21 protein-coding genes are annotated in these 21,608 nt (G+C 66.7%); 16 read left to right on the top strand and 5 right to left on the bottom strand.

What is annotated here, in order from left to right:
- Positions 1 to 15: 15 nt before the first annotated feature.
- From G6N57_RS22485 to mptB, 3 genes are read right to left on the bottom strand one after another with little or no spacing between them, the layout of a single operon-like run.
- On the bottom strand, positions 16 to 798 hold the full coding sequence (locus G6N57_RS22485; RefSeq protein WP_077739316.1) for an ABC transporter permease: 783 nt from the start codon (positions 796 to 798) through the stop codon (positions 16 to 18).
- A complete protein-coding gene (locus G6N57_RS22480; protein ID WP_077739317.1) occupies positions 795 to 1,727 on the bottom strand; it encodes an ABC transporter ATP-binding protein in 933 nt (310 codons plus the stop codon). The genes G6N57_RS22485 and G6N57_RS22480 overlap by 4 nt, the downstream gene beginning before the upstream one ends.
- Complete coding sequence (gene mptB, locus G6N57_RS22475) at positions 1,724 to 3,400, bottom strand: polyprenol phosphomannose-dependent alpha 1,6 mannosyltransferase MptB (RefSeq protein ID WP_077739318.1); 1,677 nt, start codon at positions 3,398 to 3,400, stop codon at positions 1,724 to 1,726. Before mptB ends, G6N57_RS22480 begins: the two co-directional genes overlap by 4 nt.
- A gap of 116 nt (positions 3,401 to 3,516) precedes the next feature.
- Here mptB and G6N57_RS22470 point away from each other — a divergent pair, with 116 nt between their 5' ends.
- The 14 genes from G6N57_RS22470 (at position 3,517) to G6N57_RS22405 (ending at position 15,604) form a co-directional block, all read left to right on the top strand.
- Complete coding sequence (locus G6N57_RS22470) at positions 3,517 to 4,326, top strand: helix-turn-helix transcriptional regulator (protein ID WP_097926310.1); 810 nt, start codon at positions 3,517 to 3,519, stop codon at positions 4,324 to 4,326.
- The gene (gene sufB, locus G6N57_RS22465) at positions 4,323 to 5,753 is read left to right on the top strand and encodes a Fe-S cluster assembly protein SufB (protein WP_077739319.1); all 1,431 of its coding nucleotides are present in this window, start codon (positions 4,323 to 4,325) and stop codon (positions 5,751 to 5,753) included. The genes G6N57_RS22470 and sufB overlap by 4 nt, the downstream gene beginning before the upstream one ends.
- Complete coding sequence (sufD, locus tag G6N57_RS22460; RefSeq protein WP_077739320.1) at positions 5,754 to 6,935, top strand: Fe-S cluster assembly protein SufD; 1,182 nt, start codon at positions 5,754 to 5,756, stop codon at positions 6,933 to 6,935. It abuts the gene before it with no gap.
- A complete protein-coding gene (sufC, locus tag G6N57_RS22455; RefSeq protein WP_075920340.1) occupies positions 6,935 to 7,708 on the top strand; it encodes a Fe-S cluster assembly ATPase SufC in 774 nt (257 codons plus the stop codon). Before sufD ends, sufC begins: the two co-directional genes overlap by 1 nt.
- A 1-nt stretch (position 7,709) precedes the next feature.
- A complete protein-coding gene (locus G6N57_RS22450; RefSeq protein WP_077739321.1) occupies positions 7,710 to 8,963 on the top strand; it encodes a cysteine desulfurase in 1,254 nt (417 codons plus the stop codon).
- The gene (gene sufU, locus G6N57_RS22445) at positions 8,960 to 9,448 is read left to right on the top strand and encodes a Fe-S cluster assembly sulfur transfer protein SufU (RefSeq protein ID WP_077739322.1); all 489 of its coding nucleotides are present in this window, start codon (positions 8,960 to 8,962) and stop codon (positions 9,446 to 9,448) included. The genes G6N57_RS22450 and sufU overlap by 4 nt, the downstream gene beginning before the upstream one ends.
- Complete coding sequence (locus tag G6N57_RS22440) at positions 9,445 to 9,786, top strand: metal-sulfur cluster assembly factor (protein ID WP_019344309.1); 342 nt, start codon at positions 9,445 to 9,447, stop codon at positions 9,784 to 9,786. The genes sufU and G6N57_RS22440 overlap by 4 nt, the downstream gene beginning before the upstream one ends.
- Before the next feature lie 95 nt (positions 9,787 to 9,881).
- Entirely contained in the window at positions 9,882 to 10,409 is a 528-nt protein-coding gene (locus tag G6N57_RS22435) for a hypothetical protein (RefSeq protein ID WP_077741726.1), read from the top strand.
- A 101-nt stretch (positions 10,410 to 10,510) separates the two neighbouring features.
- Complete coding sequence (locus G6N57_RS22430; RefSeq protein ID WP_077739323.1) at positions 10,511 to 11,194, top strand: DUF8548 family protein; 684 nt, start codon at positions 10,511 to 10,513, stop codon at positions 11,192 to 11,194.
- A 65-nt stretch (positions 11,195 to 11,259) separates the two neighbouring features.
- On the top strand, positions 11,260 to 12,357 hold the full coding sequence (locus tag G6N57_RS22425; protein WP_077739324.1) for an oxidoreductase: 1,098 nt from the start codon (positions 11,260 to 11,262) through the stop codon (positions 12,355 to 12,357).
- Positions 12,358 to 12,401: 44 nt separating this feature from the next.
- Entirely contained in the window at positions 12,402 to 12,776 is a 375-nt protein-coding gene (trxA, locus tag G6N57_RS22420) for a thioredoxin (protein WP_077739325.1), read from the top strand.
- A gap of 18 nt (positions 12,777 to 12,794) precedes the next feature.
- Positions 12,795 to 13,625, top strand: coding sequence for an enoyl-CoA hydratase (locus G6N57_RS22415; RefSeq protein ID WP_077739326.1), 831 nt, complete (start codon positions 12,795 to 12,797; stop codon positions 13,623 to 13,625).
- A gap of 26 nt (positions 13,626 to 13,651) precedes the next feature.
- The gene (locus G6N57_RS22410; RefSeq protein ID WP_077739327.1) at positions 13,652 to 15,280 is read left to right on the top strand and encodes an ABC-F family ATP-binding cassette domain-containing protein; all 1,629 of its coding nucleotides are present in this window, start codon (positions 13,652 to 13,654) and stop codon (positions 15,278 to 15,280) included.
- Between the two features lie 129 nt (positions 15,281 to 15,409).
- The gene (locus G6N57_RS22405; protein WP_077741727.1) at positions 15,410 to 15,604 is read left to right on the top strand and encodes a helix-turn-helix domain-containing protein; all 195 of its coding nucleotides are present in this window, start codon (positions 15,410 to 15,412) and stop codon (positions 15,602 to 15,604) included.
- A 29-nt stretch (positions 15,605 to 15,633) separates the two neighbouring features.
- Here G6N57_RS22405 and G6N57_RS22400 read toward each other — a convergent pair whose 3' ends face one another.
- Positions 15,634 to 16,212, bottom strand: coding sequence for a TetR/AcrR family transcriptional regulator (locus G6N57_RS22400; protein WP_077739328.1), 579 nt, complete (start codon positions 16,210 to 16,212; stop codon positions 15,634 to 15,636).
- Between the two features lie 68 nt (positions 16,213 to 16,280).
- Complete coding sequence (locus G6N57_RS22395; RefSeq protein WP_077739329.1) at positions 16,281 to 19,109, bottom strand: aconitate hydratase; 2,829 nt, start codon at positions 19,107 to 19,109, stop codon at positions 16,281 to 16,283.
- Positions 19,110 to 19,343: 234 nt separating this feature from the next.
- Between G6N57_RS22395 and G6N57_RS22390 the strand changes: the two genes are divergently transcribed.
- Both G6N57_RS22390 and ripA read left to right on the top strand, forming a co-directional pair.
- The gene (locus G6N57_RS22390) at positions 19,344 to 19,928 is read left to right on the top strand and encodes an Rv1476 family membrane protein (protein ID WP_077739330.1); all 585 of its coding nucleotides are present in this window, start codon (positions 19,344 to 19,346) and stop codon (positions 19,926 to 19,928) included.
- Between the two features lie 251 nt (positions 19,929 to 20,179).
- Complete coding sequence (gene ripA / locus G6N57_RS22385) at positions 20,180 to 21,601, top strand: NlpC/P60 family peptidoglycan endopeptidase RipA (protein WP_077739331.1); 1,422 nt, start codon at positions 20,180 to 20,182, stop codon at positions 21,599 to 21,601.
- Positions 21,602 to 21,608 lie beyond the last annotated feature (7 nt).

The following is a 21,608-nucleotide window of genomic DNA, read 5'->3' as shown; positions in this document are numbered from 1 at the left end:
TAGGGCCGGTGTGCATCAGGTGAACCGGAACCAGCGCAGCGCGCAGGCCGCTGCCACCACACCCCACGCCGCGAGCACGGCCACCCCGAACCAGTCCATCGAAACCGTCATCGCCTGGGTCAACGCCTCGGTGAGCGCTCCCGACGGGGTCAGTCGGGCCGCCCAGCGCAGGGCCGACGGCACCGGGCCGCCTTCCAGGGTCAGTGCGCCGAGGCCGGCGAACACGAACCACAGCAGATTGGCCAGGGCCAGCACGATCTCGGCCTTGAGGGTGCCGCCGAGCAGCAGGCCCAACGCGGCAAAGGTGGCCGTACCCAACGCGATGATCACCGCGCCCAGCGCCAGCCCTATCGCCGAAGGGCGCCACCCAAGGGCAAAACCGATGGCACCCAAGAGGATTGCCTGGAGGAACACGACGGTGACCACTGCCAGTGACTTGCCGGCGATGATGCCCCACACCGGAAGTGCGGTGGCGCCGAGCCGTTTCAGGGCGCCGTAGCGGCGGTCGAAGGCCACCGCGATGGCCTGGCCGGTGAACGCGGTCGAGATCAGGGCCAGGGCCATGATGGCCGGGGTGAAGGTTCCCGCCCGATCGTCGCCGAACGAGCCCAGCGGCAGCAGCGTCATCCCGACCAGCAGCGTGATCGGGATGAACATGGTCAGCAGCAGCTGTTCGCCGTTGCGCAGCAGCAACTTCAGTTCCAGCCCGAATTGGGCGGCCAGCATGGCAGGCACCTTGGCGGGGCGAGGGTCCGGGGTGAAGGTGCCCGGGGCGAATCGGTTCGGAGCGCTCGTCATGACCGCAGCTCCCGTCCTGTCAGGTCGAGGAATACATCTTCGAGGCTTCGCTGCTCCACCCGCATGCCGGTGGCCAGCACATTGAGCCGGGCGCACCATGCCGTCACGGTGGCCAGCACCTGCGGGTCGATGTGGCCTTCGACCAGGTACTCGCCAGGGGCCGTCTCGGTGGCCTTGTAGTTCTCCGGCAATGCGTCGGCCAGCAGGGACAGGTCGAGCTTGCGGGGCGCACTGAACCGCAGCTGGTTCTCGGCACCGCTGTGGGTCAGTTCGGCCGGGGTGCCGGTGGCGACCGCGACGCCGTGGTCGATGATCACGATCCGGTCGGCGAGTTCTTCTGCCTCGGCGAGGTGATGGGTGGTCAGCACCACGGTCACACCATCTCGGCGCAGCGCATCGATCAACTCCCACACCACAATTCGGGCGTGAGCGTCCATCCCGGCGGTGGGCTCGTCGAGGAACACCAGTTCGGGACGACCCACCACGGCGCACGCCAGTGCCAGACGCTGCTGCTGGCCGCCCGACAGCCGCCGGTAGGTGGTGCGGGCGGATTCGGTCAGGCCGAGGGTTTCCATCAGCCAGGCTGGATCGAGGGGATCGGCGGCGTAGGAGGCCACCAGGTCGAGCATCTCGCCGGCCTTGGCTGCGGGGTACCCGCCGCCTCCCTGCAGCATCACGCCGATCCGCTCGCGCAGCTGGGCGTTGTCCGCGACGGGGTCAAGGCCGAGGATCTCGATGCGGCCTTCGTCGGAGCGGATGAATCCCTCGCACATCTCGACGGTGGTGGTCTTGCCTGCGCCGTTCGGGCCGAGCAGGGCCAGCACCTCGGCGCGCTGCACCTCGAGGTCGAGGTTCGACACCGCCGTCGTCGCGCCGTAGCGCTTGCTGACGCCGCGGAGCAGCACAGGTGGTTCAGAACGCGAGGTCACGGGGATTCAGCGTAAGCGTCGGCGGACTGTGTGGGTGCCGGCGGTGGGCTTATCTCGGTCTGAGGTGACGCGCGCCACGGCAGCCGGCGCCACGTCAACCCGATCAAGATCAGCACGATCAGGGTGCTGGCCAGGGTTGCCATCACGATCTGGAACAGCGTGAACCGGTCACCGTTGGCGGTGGGACCGAAGATGCCGACGACCAGGGTGATGGCGATCGTGGAGCCGCGGAATCCCGGCCGGGTCGCCCACGCTGCCAGCGGGATCACCGCCCACAGCAGGTACCACGGCTGTACCACCGGGAACAACAGAATCGTGCCACCGAGCGCGACACCCAGACCACCCACGGGATGCAGGCGGCCACGCATCACGGCCAGCAGCAGCCAGCTGACCAGGATCGCGATCAGGAAGACGCCGATGGCGCGGGTCAGGGCCAGCACCGCGGTGGTGTGGTCGCCGAGCCCCAGCAGGATGCCGACCTGGCCGGTGCCAAGGGCCAGCAGGGTCGGCGGGGACATCCAGCTGCGGACCACGTTGGCGGTGCCGAGGGTGCCCAGCCACCCGAAGCCCAGGCCGCTGGCCCAGCCGATCACGGCCATCACCGCCAGTGACACCGCGCCGAGCGGGACGCCGGCTACGAAGAACGCCTTGATGGTGCCGCCGAGGCGCCAGGCCAGGGCCATCGCGACGAAACCGAGCGCGAGCAGCGACGGCAGCTTGACCTGCGAGGACAACGTGATGAGCACGGTGCCGGTGAGCAGCATCGCCGCGGGGTACCAGTGTTGCCAGTCCTCACGGGTGTGCGGCCAGGTCAGCGGCCGGGGGATGAGCGGCGCGGCGGCGTCGATGCCGCGCAGCGCGAACTCCGTGCCCGCCAGCATCAGCCCGAGCATCAGGGCTTCGTTGTGGATTCCGGCGACCAGGTGCATGAACAGCAGCGGGTTACATGCGCCCAGCCACAGTGCGCTCACCTCGGCGACGCCGCAGCGTCGGGCCAACCGCGGGGTGGCCCATACGATGAGGCCGACCCCGAGGAGCACCACGACTCGGTGACACAGCACGGCGGCGACGATGTTCTCGCCGGTCAGGGCGGAGATGCTCTCCCCGATCCACAGGAACAGCGGTCCGTACGGCGCGGGGGTCTCACGCCAGAGGCTGGGCACCGACAACGTGAACACGTGATCGAGGCCCAGGCCGGTGGCCGGGCCGACCCGGTATGGATCGAGGCCGATGTAGCCGATCTCACTCTGGGCCAGATACGAGTAGACGTCCTTGCTGTACATCGGCGGCGCCACCAGCAGGGGAATGGCCCACAGCAGCAGCGTGCGGTCGAGCTGGCTGCGCGACATCCGGCGCGGGCCGAGGGCGAAGCGCCCGAGCATCAGCCAGGCCAGCGTCATCATCACCGCGCCGGTAGTGGTCATCGTCAGTGACACGGTCTGAATGCGCGAGGGCAGGTTGAGCAGCCGCACCCCGAAGGTCGGGTCCTGCACGACGGGACGGGCGCCGGCACCGAGGGCGCCGATCGCCATCAGCACGGTTCCGGTGGCCCCGAACAGGCGGGTCCGGCGCTGCGCGACGACTTCGGCAGGGTTGAGTGGGGATCCGACGGTGCGTTCGTCGCCGTGCCACCGGGCGATCGATGAGCTGAAGGTCGACAGGCGGCTTGCCATCAGGGCAGCCTAACCGCCCGCGGAGGCGGTCCTCGCCAGGCAACGGTGGCCCACGTCACGTAAGGGTGCCCTTGCTAGAACCCCGCGAGGAATTCCGTCACAATGGTGTTGTGAAAATGCGTCGGACGGCTGCGGGCTCGGCTTCGAGCCCAGCTTCGGCCAGTGTGCCGAAGCCGGTCAACGACGTGGTGCCGGCCTCTGACGGGCACACTCGGCGCGCGATCATCCACCTCTTACTGGAGGGTCCCATCACTGCGGGGCAGATCGGCGAGCGGCTCGGCATCTCGGCCGCAGGCGTGCGTCGTCACCTCGATGCCCTGATCGAAGCCGGCGATGCACAGGCCAGTGCTGCCGCGGCATGGCAGCACAACGGCCGGGGCCGCCCGGCCAAGCGGTACCGCCTGACGGCAGCGGGTCGGGCCAAGCTCGGTCACACCTACGACGACCTCGCGGTGGCTGCCATTCGGCAGTTGCGCGAGATCGGCGGCAAGGACGCCGTGCGGACGTTCGCCCGGCGCCGGATGGACACCATCCTGGCCGGCGTTACCGACGGGTCGGGCGGGGTGCCCGAAACTGCCGAGCGGGTCGCCGATGCGTTGAGCAGGGCCGGGTATGCCACCACCACGACTCCGGTGGACGGCCCGATCCACGGGGTGCAGATCTGCCAGCATCACTGCCCGGTATCGCATGTCGCCGAAGAGTTTCCGGAGTTCTGCGAGACGGAGAACGAGGCGTTCGCCGAGATCCTGGGCACTCACGTACAACGGCTGGCCACCATCGTCAATGGTGACTGCGCCTGCACCACTCACGTCCCACTCGATGCGGACGGCATCGAGCACAAAGTGAACACAGACAGCACAGAGAAGGTTCGGAGCACAGCCCGCGCCCGGACGACCGCAACGATCAAACAAGGAGCGGCGACATGACCATCACGCCCGAAACGCCATTGACCCAGGAAGAGACCATCGCGTCGCTGGGCAACTACGGCTACGGCTGGTCGGACTCGGACGTCGCAGGCGCAAGTGCGCAGCGCGGCCTGTCCGAAGCCGTCGTGCGTGACATCTCGGCCAAGAAGAACGAGCCGGAATGGATGCTGGAGACCCGGCTGCGGGCGCTTCGCACCTTCGACAAGAAGCCCATGCCGCATTGGGGTTCCAACCTCGAGGGCATCGACTTCGACAACATCAAGTACTTCGTGCGCTCCACCGAGAAGCAGGCGGCCTCCTGGGAGGAACTGCCCGAGGACATTCGCAATACCTATGACCGCCTTGGCATTCCGGAAGCCGAGAAGCAGCGTCTGGTGGCGGGTGTGGCCGCGCAGTACGAGTCCGAGGTGGTGTACCACCAGATTCGCGAGGACCTCGAGGCGCTCGGCGTCATCTTCCTCGACACCGACTCGGGCCTGCGTGAGCACCCGGAGATCTTCCAGAAGTACTTCGGCACGGTGATCCCGGCCGGCGACAACAAGTTCTCCGCGCTGAACACCGCGGTGTGGTCGGGCGGTTCGTTCATCTATGTGCCCCCGGGCGTGCACGTCGACATCCCGCTGCAGGCGTACTTCCGGATCAACACCGAGAACATGGGCCAGTTCGAGCGGACGCTGATCATCGCCGACGAGGGCTCCTACGTGCACTACGTCGAGGGTTGTACCGCGCCGATCTACAAGTCCGATTCGCTGCACTCCGCGGTGGTCGAGATCGTCGTCAAGCCCGGTGCGCGGGTGCGCTACACCACGATCCAGAACTGGTCGAACAACGTCTACAACCTGGTCACCAAGCGGGCCCGGGCCGAGGCGGGCGCCACCATGGAGTGGATCGACGGCAACATCGGTTCCAAGGTCACCATGAAGTACCCCGCGGTCTGGATGACCGGTGAGCACGCCAAGGGCGAGGTGCTCTCGGTGGCGTTCGCCGGTGAGGGCCAGCACCAGGACACGGGCGCCAAGATGCTGCACCTGGCGCCGCACACGTCGTCCAACATCGTGTCCAAGTCGGTGGCCCGCGGCGGTGGCCGCGCGTCCTACCGCGGCCTGGTCCAGGTCAACAAGGGTGCGCACGGCAGCAAGTCGAGCGTGAAATGCGATGCGCTGCTGGTCGATACGATCAGCCGCTCGGACACCTACCCGTACGTGGACATCCGCGAGGATGACGTCACGATGGGACACGAGGCCACGGTGTCCAAGGTCAGCGAAGATCAGCTCTTCTACCTGATGAGCCGTGGTCTGACCGAGGACGAGGCGATGGCGATGGTGGTGCGCGGCTTCGTCGAGCCCATCGCCAAGGAACTGCCCATGGAATACGCGCTCGAGCTCAACCGGCTGATCGAGCTGCAGATGGAAGGCGCGGTCGGTTAAGTGAGTTCCAATCTGACTGAGGCGGCCGAGAGCGTGGCCGTCAACAAGGGCGAGCTGTTCGCATCGTTCGACGTCAACGCCTTCGAGGTGCCCGGCGGTCGCGACGAGCTGTGGCGGTTCACCCCGCTCAAGCGGCTGCGCGGGCTGCACGACGGCTCGGCCGTCGCGAACGGCAGCGCCGGCATCACCGTCACCGAGCGGCCCGGCGTGACCGTGGAGACCGTCGGCCGCGACGACAAGCGGCTCGGCGAGGGCGGGACGCCCACCGATCGTGTTGCTGCCCAGGCCTACTCGTCGTTCGAGACGGCCACCGTGGTGACGGTCGAGCGTGACACCGAGGTGGCCGAGCCCATCGAGATCGTGATCGACGGTCCCGGTGTGGACACCGTGGGCTACGGGCACCTGCAGATCCGGGTCGAGGAACTGTCCCGGGCCATCGTGGTGGTCGACCTGCGCGGCAGCGGAACCTACGCGGACAACGTCGAGATCATCGTCGGTGATTCGGCCGGCCTCGGATTGATCTGGATCGCCGACTGGGCCGACGACATGGTCCACGTCAGTTCGCACCACGCCAAGCTCGGCAAGGACGCGGTGCTCGGACACGTCAATGTCACCCTCGGCGGCGACGTGGTGCGCACCTCGGCCACCGTGCGGTTCACCGGACCCGGCGGTGACGCCAAGATGCTCGGCACCTACTTCGCCGATGACGGTCAGTTCTTCGAGTCGCGGTTGCTGGTCGACCACGCGCAGCCGCACTGTAAGTCCGACGTCCTCTACAAGGGTGCGCTGCAAGGGGATCCGGATTCCAAGAAGCCCGACGCGCACACGGTGTGGATCGGCGACGTGTTGATCCGGGCCGAGGCCACCGGTACCGACACCTTCGAGGTGAACCGGAACCTGGTGCTCACCGACGGTGCCCGCGCCGACTCGGTGCCCAACCTCGAAATCGAGACCGGCGAGATCGTCGGTGCCGGGCACGCCAGTGCGACTGGGCGTTTCGACGACGAGCAGTTGTTCTACCTGCGCGCCCGCGGTATCCCCGAGGATCAGGCCCGGCGCCTGGTCGTGCGCGGATTCTTCAACGAGATCATCGCCAAGATCGCTGTGCCCGAGGTGCGTGAGCGCCTGACCGCAGCCATCGAAAAAGAACTTGCCATCACCGAATCGAAAGCATCGCACTAATGACCACTCTGGAAATCAAGGACCTGCACGTCTCGGTCAACGCCGCCGAAGGCGCTGAGAACACCGAGATCCCGATTTTGAAGGGTGTCGACCTCACCGTGAAGTCGGGGGAGACCCACGCGGTGATGGGCCCCAACGGCTCGGGCAAGTCGACGCTGTCCTACGCCATCGCCGGTCACCCGAAGTACACCGTGACCTCCGGGTCGATCACGCTCGACGGGCAGGACGTCCTCGAGATGAGCATCGACGAGCGGGCGCGTGCGGGCCTCTTCCTGGCCATGCAGTACCCCGTCGAGGTGCCCGGGGTGTCGATGTCGAACTTCCTGCGCACGGCGGCCACCGCGGTCCGTGGCGAGGCACCGAAGCTGCGCCACTGGGTCAAGGAAGTCAAGTCCGCGATGGACGAGCTGGACATCGACCCGGCGTTCGGTGAGCGCAGCGTCAACGAGGGCTTCTCCGGTGGTGAGAAGAAGCGCCACGAGATCCTGCAGCTGGGTCTGCTCAAGCCGAAGATCGCCATCCTCGACGAGACCGATTCGGGTCTGGACGTCGACGCGCTGCGCATCGTGAGCGAGGGAGTCAACCGCTACGCCGAGGCCGAGCACGGCGGCATCCTGCTGATCACCCACTACACCCGCATCCTGCGCTACATCCGCCCGCAGTTCGTGCACGTGTTCGTCGGCGGGCGCATCGTGGAATCGGGCGGGCCCGAACTCGCCGACGAGCTCGAAGAGAACGGATACGTGCGCTTCACGCAGGCGGTCGGAGCCTGACATGACAGCAGCACGGACTTTCGACCCCACCGTGCTGGCTGAGGTCAGGGCGGACTTCCCGATTCTGAGCCGGGTCATGCGCGGCGGAAAGCAGTTGGCGTACCTGGACTCCGGGGCGACATCGCAGAAGCCGCTCCAGGTGCTCGACGCCGAACGGCGCTTTCTGACCACCTCCAACGGCGCTGTGCATCGTGGTGCGCACCAGCTGATGGAAGAGGCCACCGACGCCTACGAGCAGGGCCGCGCCGACATCGCGGCGTTCGTCGGTGCCGAGCCGGACGAGTTGGTGTTCACGAAGAACGCCACCGAGTCGATCAACCTCGTCGCATACGTGCTGGGGGACAAGCGGTTCGAGCATGCCGTCGGTCCCGGTGATGTCATCGTCACCACGGAGCTGGAGCACCACGCGAACCTGATTCCGTGGCAGGAGCTGGCCCAGCGGACCGGCGCCACGCTGAAGTGGTACGGCGTCACGGATGACGGTCGCATCGACCTCGATTCGCTGCAACTCGACGAGCGCGTGAAAGTCGTCGCGTTCAGCCACCATTCGAACGTCACTGGTGCCATCGCCCCGGTGAACGAAATCGTCAGGCGGGCTCGGTCTGTTGGCGCCTTGACGGTCTTGGACGCCTGCCAGTCGGTGCCGCACCAGCCGGTCGACTTCCACGCCCTTGATGTCGATTTCGCGGCATTCTCGGGTCACAAGATGCTGGGCCCCACGGGTATCGGTGTGCTCTACGGTCGGCTGGAGCTGCTGAACTCGATGCCGCCGTTCATCACCGGCGGTTCCATGATCGAGACCGTGACGATGGAACAGACCACCTACGCGCCGGCCCCGCAGCGCTTCGAGGCGGGCACACCCATGACCTCGCAGGTGGTCGGGTTGGCTGCAGCCGCACGGTATTTGAGCGACATCCGGATGGACGCCGTCGAGGCGCATGAAGCCGAGTTGGTCGCCGCCGCGCTGGAAGGGCTGACAGGGCTGCCGCAGCTCCGCGTCATCGGTCCGACGACGATGGAACATCGGGGCTCTCCGGTGAGTTTCGTCGTCGACGGGATTCACGCGCACGACGTCGGGCAGGTGCTCGACGACGAGGGTGTGGCGGTGCGCGTCGGCCACCATTGCGCGTGGCCGCTGCACCGTCGCTTCGGGATCGCCGCCACTGCCCGCGCGTCGTTCGCGGTGTACAACACGCTCGACGAGGTCGACCGCCTGGTGGCCGGCATCAAACGTGCTGTGGAGTTCTTCGCGTGAAAATGGAACAGATGTACCAGGAAGTGATCCTGGATCACTACAAGCATCCGCACAACCGCGGACTGCGGGAGCCCTTCGCCGCCGAGGTACATCACGTCAACCCGACCTGTGGTGACGAGGTGACGCTGCGGGTCACGCTCTCCGACGACGCCGAAACGGTGGCGGACATCTCGTATGACGGGCAGGGCTGTTCGATCAGCCAGGCCTCCACCTCGGTGCTCACCGATCAGGTCATCGGGCAGAGCGTCGGCGACGCACTCAAGACGGTCGAGGCGTTCACCGAGATGATTTCCTCACGCGGGAACGTTGAGGGGGACGAAGATGTACTCGGTGACGGCATCGCGTTTGCCGGTGTCGCCAAGTACCCGGCCCGGGTGAAGTGCGCGTTGCTGGGTTGGTTAGCTTTCAAGGCCGCGCTGGCGGAGGCCAGGCCAGAAAATGGAGCGCTGGTGCAGGCCAGCGATGACGTGGAGGACAAGCGATGAGTGACACCGCCTCAGACGAACTGCTGGCCGACGTCGAGGAAGCCATGCGCGACGTGGTGGATCCCGAGCTGGGCATCAACGTCGTCGACCTCGGTCTGGTTTACGGCCTCAACGTCGAGCAGGGCGATGACGGCGCGGTCGCGCTGATCGACATGACGCTCACCTCGGCGGCCTGTCCGCTGACCGACGTGATCGAGGATCAGTCGCGTACCGCGTTGGTGGGCGCCGGCCTGGTCAACGAGATCAAGATCAACTGGGTCTGGAATCCGCCGTGGGGCCCGGACAAGATCACCGACGACGGCCGCGAGCAGCTGCGCGCCCTCGGATTCACCGTCTGACGGACTCTGTCGGGTGATGTTGTCACCGACGGAGATTGGTGGGCGAACACCGAATCGCTGAGCAATTCCGCCGCTGGTGGATACCGTATGTGCTCATGGTGACGGTTCCGGCGTTCGTCTGGCGGAGCGGCCCCGCAGGCCGGGCACTGGTCATCGGTGCCGCGGTGGGCGTGGTGCTGGGAGTGCTCGCCTGGCTGGATTCCGGGTTCTGGGTGTCAGGCGTGATCGTCCTGGTCGTCGTGGGCACGTGCTACGGAATCTGGATGGCGCGGCGGATGGCGCGGTACTGGCCGATGTCGAGGCAGTTGTCCGGTGCCGACCGGGTGGCGGTGGTGCGCGCCGCCCGTGCCGGTGAACGGATCGACGACCCGCGACTGGTCGGGGCCGCCCGCGAGTACCGACGGGGTGTGCACGAAGCTGCCGAGTCGGCCCGCCCGTTTCGATGGTTGCTGCCGTTGGTCCTCGTGGTGGCTGCGGCAAGTGCGTTGTGGGACGCCGTATTCGGGTCGGTCGGCAACGTCGTGGTGTCGGTCGTCTACCTGGCGGCACTGGTCGTGGAATTGTTCTGGTGGCCGCAGCGGCAGGCTCAATTGCTCGCCCGCGTCGACCACGCCTGTGGATAACTCTCGATTCTGGGGTGATTTCTGTCGGGGTTTGTCGGGCGTCCTCGTTAGCTTCCGGGCAATGGGACCAAAGGGGTCTCGCTGAACCGGAAGGCACCGTCATGAACACCGAAATCGAGCGACTGCGCGCGGCCTGTGAGCGCGACCTGGGGGACCCGGCAGGTTGGCCGGAACCGGTCGGGTATCCGAAGTCGTTGGCGCTGTGCATCATTGATGCGATCTATGCGACCGGAGCCCGGCACCTGACCGTGGAGAAGGTGATCGAGCGTTACCGCGGGCACCGGTCAGGCCAAGGGGGTGACCCCGATACCGACGGTGCCGTCGAACTCCTGGCAAGCGTCCATGAGTTCGGCGGCGCCCAGAGGTGGGCATCGGAGATCGGCAACCGTCGTCCTACGTCGACGGTCAAGAACGCGCCGCTGCGGGCGGCCGCGCTCGTGCAGGCCACCCAGGCCCTCGTCGAGTTGGGCATCGAGACCACCGCGGACCTGCGGGCGGTCGCCCGGGACCGCGAGCGTTGCGGCCCGGCCCGAGCGGCCTGGTGTGGGGTGCCCGGCCAACGGTCCGGCTTCACCTGGGCATATCTCGTACTCCTTGCGCAGCTGCCGGAGGTCACTGTCGATGCGGCGGTGGCCGGCTATGTGGCGCGAGAGGGAGGTGCCACAGATCCTGCCGCGGCGCTGCGGGCCGTATCGGACTCCACAGGCTGGGATCCCGCCGCGCTCCACACCGCACTCTGGCGGTTCGAGTCGGGACGGCGCCGCGACCTGCCTTCGTCAGCCTGACCCGGCATAAGATTCGCACTGATCAAATCGGAATCCGGGCGCCGCAGAGGGTGTTGCTCCTGCACATGAGCCAACCTCTCCGCGACTTGTTCAGTCCACTCACCATCGGGTCGGTGACGATCCCGAACCGTTTCGCGATGGCGCCGATGACCAGGCGCGCGTCTCCCGACGGTATCCCCGGGGCTGATGTCGCGGCGTATTACGCGCGGCGGGCAGCGGGCGGTGTCGGACTGATCATCACCGAGGGGGTCCGGCTGGCCGATCCGGTGGCCGGCTGGCCGTTCAGCATTCCCACCCTGTCCGGTGAGCAGGTGCTCGACGGATGGCGTGCGGTGACCGCCGCAGTGCATGAGCACGGCGCGGTGATCGCCGCGCAGCTGTGGCACCAGGGTGCCGAACGCGACGACTCCGACGGGCTGGTTCCGGTCAGCCCGTCGGGGATCGACAGTGCGGGCAAGGCAAGAGGCCGAGCGCTGCAGACCGAGGAACTCGCCGGAGTGGCTTCGGGTTTCGCCGAAGCCGCGCGCAATGCCAAGTCCGCCGGCTTCGACGCCGTCGAGTTGCACGGCGCGCACGGTTACCTGCTGGACGAATTCCTTTGGGAAAAAACAAATCAACGCACGGACGGCTACGGTGGCTCCGTCGCCGCCCGGACCCGCTTTCCCGCCGAGGTGGTCGCGGCGGTGCGTGCTGCCGTCGGCTCCGATTTCCCGATCATCTTCCGGTTCTCGCAATGGAAAGCGAAAGCCTATGACGCGCAATTGGCAACGTCCCCGGCTGAGCTTGCGGCGCTGCTGGGACCACTGGTCGACGCGGGCGTCGACGTGCTGCACCCCTCGACGCGGCGGCACTATGTCCCTGCGTTCGACGGATCGCCGCTGAGCCTGGCCGGCTGGACAAAGAAGCTCAGCGGGCTGCCCGTGATCAGCGTCGGTTCGGTGGGCCTGGCCACGGAGTTCAGACCGGGACGGATCGACGGGGACCTCATCACGCCCGCACCGGTGGACCGGCTGCTTGAGCAGTATCGGACCGGTGAATTCGACATCGTGGCGGTTGGTCGTGCGCTGTTGGCCGATCCGGGCTGGGTGAATCGGCTGCGGGACGATTCGCTGAGCGGGTTCGCCGGATACCACGCCGAAACCGCGTTGGCGGCTCTGCACTGAAATATGGTGGGAACAGGCCGTCAAGCCCCGACGTTAGGAAAAGTGTGAGTACGCAAGACATCACCGCAGATCAGTTCAATGACATCGTCAACGGCAACGAGATCGTGCTGGTGGATTTCTGGGCGTCATGGTGTGGGCCGTGCCGCGCATTTGCGCCGACGTTCAAGGCCGCCTCCGAGCAGCATCCCGACGTGGTCTTCGGCAAGGTGGACACCGAGGCCGAGCAGGGGCTCGCCGCGGCAGCCGACATCCGGTCGATCCCCACCCTGATGGCGTTCAAGAAGGGCAAATTGGTCTTCAACCAGGCCGGAGCGCTGCCGCCGGCGGCACTGGAGGACCTGGTGCAGAAGATCAAGGAATTCGACATCGACGCGGCCATGAAAGAGCAGGCCGCTGCGGGCGACGCCGAACAGGTCTGACGCCCGGCACGCGATAGCGTGCTGTCCGTGACTGCGCAGAACGAATTCGTCCTGGTCGATCGTCCACGACCGGACGTCGCCCTGGTGACCCTGAACCGCCCCGAGCGGATGAACTCGATGGCGTTCGACGTCATGGTCCCGCTGAAAGCCGTACTGGAGGAGTTGCGCTACGACAACAGCGTGCGCGTCGTGGTGCTGACCGGGGCAGGCCGAGGCTTCTCGTCCGGGGCCGACCACAAGTCGGCCGGGTCGGTGCCGCACGTCGCCGGGCTGACCAGGCCGACGTACGCGCTGCGGTCGATGGAGATCCTCGACGATGTGATTCTCGCCCTACGGCGGCTGCATCAGCCCGTGATCGCCGCGGTGAACGGCGCAGCCATCGGAGGCGGCCTGTGCCTGGCCCTGGCCTGTGACGTCCGGGTCGCCGCCGAGGGAGCGTATTTCCGCGCCGCGGGGATCAACAACGGCCTTACCGCCAGTGAGCTGGGGCTGTCCTACCTGCTGCCGCGGGCGATCGGGTCGTCACGGGCGTTCGAGATCATGTTGACCGGCCGCGATATCGACGCACAGGAGGCCGAACGCATCGGTCTGGTGTCCAGCGTGGTGGCGGCCGAGGCGCTCCTGGACACCTGCTATTCGATGGCGGACCGGATGGCGGCGTTCTCCCGGCCCGGTATCGAGTTGACCAAGCGCACACTTTGGAGTGGACTGGACGCCGCTAGCCTGGAGGGGCACATGCAGGCCGAGGGCCTGGGACAACTCTTCGTGCGCCTGCTCACCGCAAACTTCGAGGAAGCGGTTGCCGCGCGCGCGGAGAAGCGCCCCCCGGTGTTTACCGACGAGAAGTAACGACCAGAAACTAGGAGGACCGCAGCGTGATCACCGCAACGGACCTGGAGGTCCGCGCCGGCGCGCGCACGCTGCTGTCCATCGATGGCTCTGCGCTGCGGGTGCAGCCGGGCGACCGGATCGGTCTCGTCGGACGCAACGGCGCAGGCAAGACCACCACCATGCGCATCCTGGCGGGCGAAGGCGAGCCCTACGCGGGAACCATCACGCGGACGGGTGAGATCGGCTACCTTCCCCAGGATCCTCGGGAAGGCAATCTCGATGTGCTGGCCCGTGACCGGGTGCTGTCGGCACGTGGCCTGGACACGCTGCTCGCCGACCTGGAGAAGCAGCAGGCCCTGATGGCAGAGGTGGCCGATGATGCCGCCCGCGACAAGGCCGTGCGCCGCTACGGACAGCTGGAGGAGCGGTTCTCGGCTCTCGGCGGATATGCCGCCGAGAGCGAGGCCGGACGCATCTGTGCGAGCCTCGGGCTGCCCGACCGCGTGTTGACCCAGCCGCTGCGCACCCTGTCGGGTGGTCAGCGTCGCCGGGTGGAGCTGGCTCGTATCCTGTTCGCGGCGTCCGAGACGGGATCCGGTTCGGACACCACGCTGCTGCTCGACGAGCCGACCAACCACCTCGACGCGGACTCGATCGGCTGGCTCCGGGACTTCCTGCACAACCACACCGGCGGCCTCGTCGTCATCAGTCACGACGTCGATCTGCTCGACGAGGTCGTGAACCGCGTGTGGTTCCTCGACGCGGTCCGCGGTGAGGCCGATGTCTACAACATGGGGTGGAAGAAGTACCTCGACGCGCGCGCCACGGACGAACAGCGGCGCCGCCGCGAACGCGCCAATGCCGAGAAGAAGGCAGGTGCCCTGCGCGCCCAGGCCGCCAAGATGGGCGCCAAGGCCACCAAAGCCGTTGCCGCCCAGAATATGTTGCGCCGTGCCGAGCGGATGATCGCCGAGCTCGATGCCGAGCGGGTCGCCGACAAGGTGGCGCGGATCAAGTTCCCCACGCCGGCGCCGTGCGGCAAGACGCCGTTGGTGGCCAAAGGGCTCACCAAGACCTATGGGTCACTGGAGATCTTCACGGGCGTCGACCTCGCCATCGACCGCGGTTCGCGGGTGGTGGTACTCGGACTCAACGGCGCGGGCAAGACCACCCTGCTGCGACTGCTCGCCGGAGTGGAGACCGCCGACGCCGGCGTCCTCGAACCCGGACATGGCTGCAAGATCGGGTATTTCGCCCAGGAGCACGACACCCTCGACAACGATGCGACGGTCTGGGAGAACATCCGCCACGCCGCACCCGACACCGGGGAGCAGGATCTTCGAGGATTGTTGGGCGCCTTCATGTTCACCGGGCCGCAGTTGGAGCAGCCCGCGGGCACGCTGTCCGGCGGTGAGAAGACGCGCCTGGCGTTGGCCGGTCTGGTCGCGTCGACGGCCAACGTGTTGTTGCTCGACGAGCCGACCAACAACCTCGATCCGGCGTCGCGAGAGCAGGTGCTCGACGCGCTGCGCAGCTACCAGGGCGCTGTGGTGTTGGTGACTCACGATCCGGGCGCGGCCGAGGCCCTCGATCCGCAGCGGGTCGTGCTGCTGCCGGACGGCACGGAGGACTTCTGGTCGACCGAGTACCGGGACCTCATCGAGCTCGCCTGACAGCGAATTCTCAAGAACCGTAGCATCTTCGACAACGTCAATTTAAGACGTTGGACAAATCGACCCCTCGGTGTGTGGGTCGTTTCTACTGTGGGTATCCGTCGGGACATCACAAGCGGGGAGATGTCGATGAGGGATATGAACAAGAACCGTGGCGAACTGCTGGACGAACTACGCAAGGAGTACGAGGGGGGTGCCAGTATCCGATCGCTTGTGGCCAAGACCGGCCGTTCGTACGGCTCGATCCACAGTCTGTTGCGGGAGTCGGGCACGACTATGCGCAGCCGCGGCGGCCCCAATCACCGCACCCGGTCGCGGGCGTGACGAGCACAACCGCTGTGCGGTAGCCGGATTCAGCCGTCTGCCGACGCCTGCTGACGCACGCTGTCCTCGACCAGGTCCAGCACCGCGGTGAGGTTTTTCGGGTCCTCGCCGGAGGCGATGCGGGCCACCAGACCGTCGAGGACGAGATCCAGATAGATGTGCAGGACCGCGCTCGGCACATCGTCGCGTAGCCGGCCCGCCTGCTTCTGGCGGCGTAGACGTTCGGTGATCGCGGCGTCCAGTTCGGCCGATCGTTCGGCCCAGCCTCGGTGAAAGGCCGGGTCGTTGCGCAATTTTCGGGCGATTTCGAGCCGGGTCGCCAGCCAGTCGAACTGTTCGGGTGCTGCCAACATGTTTCGCATCACCTGGATGAGACCTTCGCGGGCGGCCACTTCGGCCATCCGCTCGGCGTCCTCGCGGGCCAGCTCGAAGAACAAGGTGTCCTTGTCCTTGAAGTGGTGAAAGATTGCGCCGCGCGACAGCCCGATGGTTTCTTCGAGCCGTCGCACGGTCGCGCTTTCATACCCGTACTGACCGAAGCAGCGCCGGGCGCCGTCGAGAATCTGACGGCGCCGGGCCGCGAGGTGGTCGTCCGTCACCCGGGGCATTCAGACCACTCCTCGCGCACGCGCCGGTTGGCGCTGTCCCTTAACTGCTTCGGTCAGTCCGGACAGGATTACTTCGACTTCAGCATGTTGCGCAGCACGTACTGCAGGATGCCGCCGTTGCGGTAGTAGTCGGCCTCGCCGGGGGTGTCGATGCGCACGACCGCGTCGAACTCCACCTTGCTGCCATCTTCCTTCGTGGCCGTCACGTGAACGGTCTTCGGCGTCTTGCCCTCGTTGAGCGCTTCGATACCGGTGATGTCGTAGGTCTCGGTGCCGTCGAGCTTGAGGCTCGCGGCCGACTCACCTGCCGGGAACTGCAGCGGGATGACGCCCATGCCGATCAGGTTCGACCGGTGGATGCGCTCGAAGGACTCGGTGATGACGGCCTTCACGCCCAGCAGCACCGTGCCCTTGGCGGCCCAGTCACGCGAGCTGCCGGAGCCATATTCCTTGCCGCCCAGGACGACCAGCGGGATGCCGGCTTCCTTGTAGTTGACCGACGCGTCGTAGATGAAGGCCTGCGGGCCGCCCGGCTGGGTGAAGTCACGCGTGTAGCCGCCGGAGACGTCGTCGAGCAGCTGGTTGCGCAGCCGGATGTTGGCGAAGGTGCCGCGGATCATCACCTCGTGGTTGCCACGTCGCGACCCCAGCGAGTTGTAGTCCTTGCGCTCAACGCCGTTGGCGTCGAGGTACTGCGCGGCAGGCGTGCCCGGCTTGATCGAGCCGGCGGGGCTGATGTGGTCGGTGGTCACCGAATCACCCAGCAGGGCAAGCACTCTGGCACCCGTGATGTCGGAGACCGGCTCCGGCTCGGCGGGCATGCCGTCGAAGTAGGGGGCCTTGCGGACATAGGTGGAGGCTTCGTCCCACTCGAAGGTGTTGCCCTCCGGCGTGGACAGCGAACGCCAGCGGTCGTCGCCCTTGAACACGTCGGCGTACGAGTCGGTGAACATGTCGCGGTTGATCGAGGATGCGATGGTCTCCTCGATCTCGGCGGCCGAGGGCCAGATGTCCTTCAGGAAGACATCGTTGCCCTCGCCGTCCTGGCCGAGCGGGTCGGTCTCGAAGTCGAAGTCCATGGTGCCCGCGATGCCGTAGGCGATGACCAACGGCGGGGAGGCCAGGTAGTTCATCTTGACGTCGGGGGAGATCCGGCCCTCGAAGTTGCGGTTACCCGAGAGCACCGCGGTGACCGAGAGGTCGTTGTCGTTGATGGCCTTGGAGATCTCGTCGGGCAGCGGACCGGTGTTGCCGATGCACGTGGTGCAGCCGTAGCCGCCCAGGTAGTACCCGAGCTTCTCCAGGTAGGGCCACAGGCCGGCCTTGTTGTAGTAGTCGGTGACGACCTGCGAGCCCGGCGCCATGTTGGTCTTGACCCACGGCTTGGTGGTCAGGCCCTTCTCCACGGCCTTCTTGGCCAGCAGGGCGGCACCCAGCATGACCGAGGGGTTCGACGTGTTGGTGCACGAGGTGATGCCTGCGACGACGACCGCGCCGTGATCGAGCACGAATTCACCGCGCTCCTCGGACGTCACGGTGATGGGCTTCGATGGCCGGCCCTCGGCACCGTTGGCGGCCGACGGACGCACGTCGACGGCACCGTCGTCGGCGAACGACAGCTTCGCGGGGTCGGAAGCCGGGAACGACTCCTCGACCGCCTCGTCGAGCTGGGTGTGCGGCGTCGGGAGGTTCTCCTCGACGTAGTTGTGGATGTCCTTGCGGAACGCGTTCTTGGCGTCCGACAGCTCGATGCGGTCCTGCGGGCGCTTGGGGCCCGAGATCGAGGGCACCACGGTGGACAGGTCGAGCTCGAGGTACTCGGAGAAGGCCGGCTCGTGGTCGGCGTTGTGCCACATGCCCTGGGTCTTGGCGTAGGCCTCGACGAGCGCCAGCTGCTGCTCGCTGCGCCCGGTCAGCCGCAGGTAGTTGATGGTCTCTTCGTCGATCGGGAAGATCGCTGCGGTGGAACCGAATTCGGGGCTCATGTTGCCCAGGGTGGCGCGGTTGGCCAGCGGCACCTCGGCCACGCCCTTGCCGTAGAACTCGACGAACTTGCCGACCACGCCGTGCTTGCGCAGCATGTCGGTGACCGTGAGCACGACGTCGGTGGCGGTGACACCGGGCTTGATCTCACCGGTCAGCTTGAAGCCGACGACGCGGGGGATGAGCATCGAGACGGGCTGGCCCAGCATGGCGGCCTCGGCCTCGATACCGCCGACGCCCCAGCCCAGCACGCCGAGGCCGTTCTCCATGGTGGTGTGGCTGTCGGTGCCCACACAGGTGTCCGGGTAAGCCTTGCCGTCGCGGACCATGACGACGCGGGCCAGGTACTCGATGTTGACCTGGTGCACGATGCCGGTGCCCGGGGGGACGACCTTGAAGTCGTCGAACGCACCCTGGCCCCAGCGCAGGAACTGGTAGCGCTCGGAGTTGCGCTCGTATTCGAGTTCGACGTTGCGCTCGAAGGCGCCGGCGTTGCCGAATACGTCGAGGATGACGGAGTGGTCGATGACCATCTCGGCGGGGGAGAGCGGGTTGACCTTGTTCGGGTCGCCGCCGAGGGCGGCCACGGCCTCGCGCATGGTGGCCAGGTCGACGATGCACGGCACACCGGTGAAGTCCTGCATCAGCACGCGGGCCGGGGTGAACTGGATCTCGATGCTCGGCTCGGCCGAGGGATCCCAGTTGGCGATGGCCTGGATGTGGTCCTTGGTGATGTTCGCGCCGTCCTCGGTGCGCAGGAGGTTCTCCGCGAGAACCTTGAGGCTGTACGGCAGCTTCTCGGTGCCGGGCACCGCGTCGAGGCGGTAGATCTCGTAGCTCTGGTCCCCGACAGTCAGTGTGTCGCGGGCACCAAATGAGTTAAGGGACGAATTTTCCGTATTCTCGCTGCTCACATCAACTCCCGGCTAGATCTCACCGCGACGGGCTGTGTCGGCGGCGCTGCTGATCCTAACAGTACGCTTGTCCTGCAATGCCCTGCGGGGCGGGGTCCAGTCTTCCCTTGTCGCGTGCGCGTTGCTACCCCGATGGGCTGATCCGTCTCTCCGGCGTGACGATCGGTCCTCGATGCGGTGACGATTCCCGTGTCGCTTGGCAACCGCGGACAGCGTCGGCGTACCGTGCCTGACGTGACCGGACCCCATGTCATCCCGTTCCTGCCGGCCTATATCCCGGTCGAGGTGTGCGAGACCGTCGGAATGGATCCGGCGCAACCCGAGGGAGTGGCCAAGTGCATGGCGGCCGTGCAGGCCGACGTCCGCGATGACGGGGTCAGTGCCCCCGCCGCCGATGTCGATGCCCTGCGTCAGGTCGTCAGTGATGCCCGCCAGGGCGGGGTCGACCTCAAGATCGTGGTCCTGCCGAATAATCCGGGTATCGACACACCGCTGCGTGACATCGCCAGTGAGGTCGGGGCTGCCAATCCCGGCGCGACGGTGCTCGCGCTGAGCCCGTCGTTTGCCGGCACGTACAGCCCGACAATCGACCGGGTGACTTTGGAAGCCGGACAGGACGTGGCCAAGACCGGGAATGCGGCGTTGTCGGCGAAGAATTTCGTGGGCGAGATTTCGACCCCGGACTTTCCCTGGACTGCGCTCACTATCGTGCTGACGCTCGGCGTCGCCGCGGCGGCTGCGTTGACCCGCGTTCTGCAGGTGCGCAGCAAACGATTTGCCGGGTCAGGGGCCTCGAGCGCCCCCTCGGCAGAGGGCTGAAAATCCCGTCGAACATTCGTTCGGAATAACGCCCAATATCACTAATAGGTCACACTATTCGCAATTACAATCCTGTAATTCGTGACTAAAGTTTCTTTGGCTTCAGATGTGACGTACGGTGCAATCGGTACCCATTGTTGCAGTTGTGCTTGATGTGACTTCTGCGCAAAGGCCCCGAGCAAACGCCGGCACGCCGACGTTGAGCCATAGGAGACTTGAGTCGAATGAGACGCACCGTTGGCGTCCCGCGCATGCGAGGAGCAGATCGGGTTACGGCGTCGCGTCTGCCCGGCCGGTTCTGGGCGGTGCCGCTGATCGCGGCGATGCTGGCGGGTACGGCATTGTCAGGCGGTGCTCCGGCCGCGGCGGATCCCGGTGCGCCGGATCAGGTCGCCTCTCTCGTCGCCGCGGTCGCCAACGCCGACCAGAAGCTGCAGGAGCTGGGTGCTGCCATCCAGACCCAACAAGAGGCCGTCAACAAGGCGATCGTCGACGTGCAGGACGCCCGTGATTCGGCCGCTGCTGCGCAGCAGGAGCTCGATGCCAGCCAGCTTGGTATCGCGGATTCCAATCGCGCCATAGCCGAAGCGCAGAAACGGTTCGACACCTTCGCGGCCGCCACCTATGTCAACGGGCCGTCGAGCTCGTATCTGACCGCGTCCGACCCCGCCGACATCGTCAGCACCGCGGCGACCGGCCAGACCCTGGTCGCGAGCACCGACAAGGTGATCGCCGACTTGCAGCGCGCCCGCACCGAACAGGTCAACCGGGAATCGGCGGCCCGGCTGGCCAAGCAGAAGGCCGACCAGGCCGCGGCCAATGCCCAGACCAGTCAGGACAGCGCGGTCGCGGCGCTGCAACAGGCGCAGCAGACATTCAGCGCACAGCAGGGTGAGCTGAACCGGTTGACCGCCGAACGCGCAACGGCCGCATCGCAGCTCGCTCAGGTCAACAAGGCCTCGGCGACGAGCGCCCCGGCCGCCCCGGCACAGGGGGCCGCGCCGCAGGTCGCGGCCGGAGACTGGGACCGGGCGCCGGGCGCACCGGCTCAGGCGGGACAGAAGTGGGACGGCGAGTGGGACCCGACCCTGCCGGCGATTCCCAGTGCGTTCGTCAGCGGTGACCCGATCGCGATCATCAACACCGTGCTGGGGATCTCGTCGACCTCGGCCCAGGTCACCCAGAACATGGGCAGGCAATTCCTGCAGAAGATGGGGATCCTGCCCACTCCGACCGGCTACACCAACGGGGCCATCCCGCGGGTGTACGGGCGGCAGGCGTCTGAGTACGTCATTCAGCGAGCCGGCTCCCAGATGGGCGTTCCCTACTCCTGGGGCGGAGGCAACGCCGCCGGTCCCAGCCGCGGTATCGACTCGGGGGCCAACACGGTCGGCTTCGACTGTTCGGGCCTGATTCTCTACGCCTTCGCCGGGGTCGGCATCAAGCTGCCGCACTACTCGGGTTCCCAGTACAACGCCGGTCGCAAGATTCCGTCCTCGCAGATGCGGCGCGGCGACGTGATCTTCTACGGGCCCGGCGGCAGCCAGCACGTGACGCTCTACCTCGGCAATGGCCAGATGCTCGAAGCGCCCTACACGGGGTCGCAGGTCAAGATCTCGCCGGTCCGGACCAGCGGCATGACCCCGTACGTCGTCCGCTACATCGAATACTGATGGGAAA

It is taken from the genome of Mycolicibacterium boenickei (assembly GCF_010731295.1).
GTDB classification, from domain to species: Bacteria; Actinomycetota; Actinomycetes; order Mycobacteriales; family Mycobacteriaceae; genus Mycobacterium; species Mycobacterium boenickei.
Note: the sequence above shows the minus strand (reverse complement) of the source record. Positions and strands in the feature narration are given on the sequence as shown.